The following is a 1808-nucleotide window of genomic DNA, read 5'->3' on the forward strand; positions in this document are numbered from 1 at the left end:
GCGGTTCTTGGCCCAAGCGGCTTCGTTGTTACCCTGCACGGCGGGATTTTCCTTGCCGTAGCTGATCATTTCAAGCTGGTTGGGGTTCACGCCCATCATGACCAGGTACTCATACGCAGCGCGGGCGGGCAGCCGCGTGGATTTTGTGCCGGGAGGCCTTGATATGCGCGAGCATTACGCGGCAGCGCGTATTTTTGCCCTGTCGTCCGTACGTGAAGGGCAACCCAATGTAATCCTTGAGGCAATGGCTTGCGGCCTGCCCGTTGTCGCCACTGGCGTCGGGGGCATTCCCCGCCTTGTGGAGCAGGAGGTCAGCGGGCTGCTTTCCCCTGCGGCAGACGCGGAAAGCATGGCGCGGCACTGTTGCCGCCTGCTCGATGACAGTGCCTTGTGCGACGGCATGGGATTGGCCGGGAGGCGGCGGGTTGAACAGGATTTTTCCTTTACGGCCATGGTGAGCGCCCACGAGAAAATTTTCAGCAGCCTGAATTCTGCGACGTAGAGTATTTCAACTTTGCGGATCTATTTCCCCAAAGTTTTTACGGCGTTCACTACGACGCTCAACCGCGCGGATAACCTGCGTTTGCGCCTTTATGGCGGGCATCTGTTCGTGCCGTCTCCCGGGCGGATGTGTCTGGGGATTGCAATGTAACCTTGTCCCCGGCCGTGGCGGTCAATGACGAAACACGCATCTTGCGCTTCCCGTCATGGCACGCTTAGAGCAGATTAACTTTGAGAATATACATTCTCAAAGTTTAAGGCACGCTCACTTCGGCGTTTAACAGCGCAGATAAACTGCGCTTACGCCTCCGTAGCGAACGTCTGCTCACGCAGCCGTCAGAGCAATTTAAAAGTTGAATTGCTCTAGCCTGCCTTTTGGAAGAGCGTCGGAAAAAACGGCTCCTTGAACGGGACCGGAGGCTGCCCGGAAAGCAGACGTCTTTTTGCGGCAGCACGCCAATACAGGAATACAACCTATGTGGAACAGTAAAAACATATGGAAACGACATACAACATTGTCTGAAGAGGTGATTGCAAGCCGGACGCGCACCGTTACGCCAGATGATAAAAATGAGTGGCATTCCCGGATCGCGCAAAACCTGCCCACGGGGGGGGCCGCTTCGCACCGGCCCGGTGCGGGGCTGCGGCTTGGCGCGCTGTGGATCTGCGCTGTGCTGCTTGGCCCCGGAGGCCCGGCAGCAGCCCACGGTCAGGATATGCAGCCGTCGGCGGTAACTGGTGTAACCGGTGTTGAGGGCAGGGAAGACAGCCGGGAATCTTCGGCACAGGAGAAGCCGGAAGCCCTGCCGCCGGAACTTGCAGAACGACCTGTGGAAGTGAGGGAACTGTGGACAGGTTCGCTTTATTCATCCACCTACAGGGTAGGTTTGTGCTTTTCCGCCGACGGCAGCGTGCGCGGTGTGGTGCATTTGCGCCTGTACAACGGCAAGGTAGACGTGTACCACATTGTGGGCAGCGTCCGGAATAACGAAATACAGGCGCGCCACTCTTCAGGTCATACTTTTAAAGGGCGGCTGGTTTCGGCCAATAAGGTGGAAGGCGTCATCAAGCTGAAAAGCGGCATGAAAGTACACCTTGAAGGCACCCGCACCCACGATGTTCCCCTTGCCCCCGAAAACTGCGCTCCGCTGCCGTAAGGCGTCGGCAGGGTGCGCGCGGCTTGTGAGGCTCCGGGCCGCCTGTTAACGTGAAGGAGAAATTATGTTCTGGCTCTGGTTTGCGCTGGCGGCTTTCAAATGCCTGCTGCTCTACGTTCTGGCCCGGACAGGGCAGGCCCTGCCGCGCCG

General features: G+C 58.2%; 2 protein-coding genes and 1 pseudogene. 2 read left to right on the plus strand and 1 reads right to left on the minus strand.

Annotation, left to right across the window (positions count from 1 at the left end):
* A pseudogene (locus V6C16_RS12315) lies at positions 1–126 on the minus strand (peptidoglycan-associated lipoprotein Pal); the annotation flags it as partial.
* Here V6C16_RS12315 and V6C16_RS12320 point away from each other — a divergent pair.
* Entirely contained in the window at positions 98–502 is a 405-nt protein-coding gene (locus V6C16_RS12320; protein WP_333543335.1) for a glycosyltransferase family 4 protein, read from the plus strand. The pseudogene V6C16_RS12315 and the gene V6C16_RS12320 sit on opposite strands and share 29 nt — an antisense overlap.
* Before the next feature lie 475 nt (positions 503–977).
* Positions 978–1658 carry a hypothetical protein gene (locus tag V6C16_RS12325; RefSeq protein WP_333543336.1) on the plus strand — a complete coding sequence of 227 codons (681 nt, stop codon included), beginning with the start codon at positions 978–980 and terminating at the stop codon, positions 1656–1658.
* Positions 1659–1808: the final 150 nt, after the last annotated feature.

Origin of the sequence: Desulfovibrio sp. 1188_IL3213 (assembly GCF_036763145.1) — a bacterium.
Classification (GTDB): domain Bacteria; phylum Desulfobacterota; class Desulfovibrionia; order Desulfovibrionales; family Desulfovibrionaceae; genus Desulfovibrio.

Excerpts from the sequence above, each read along its gene's own strand:
- V6C16_RS12320 (WP_333543335.1), top strand. The coding sequence starts at position 98 with ATGACCAGGTACTCATACGCAGCGCGGGCGGGCAGCCGCGTGGATTTT.
- V6C16_RS12325 (WP_333543336.1), top strand. The coding sequence starts at position 978 with ATGTGGAACAGTAAAAACATATGGAAACGACATACAACATTGTCTGAA.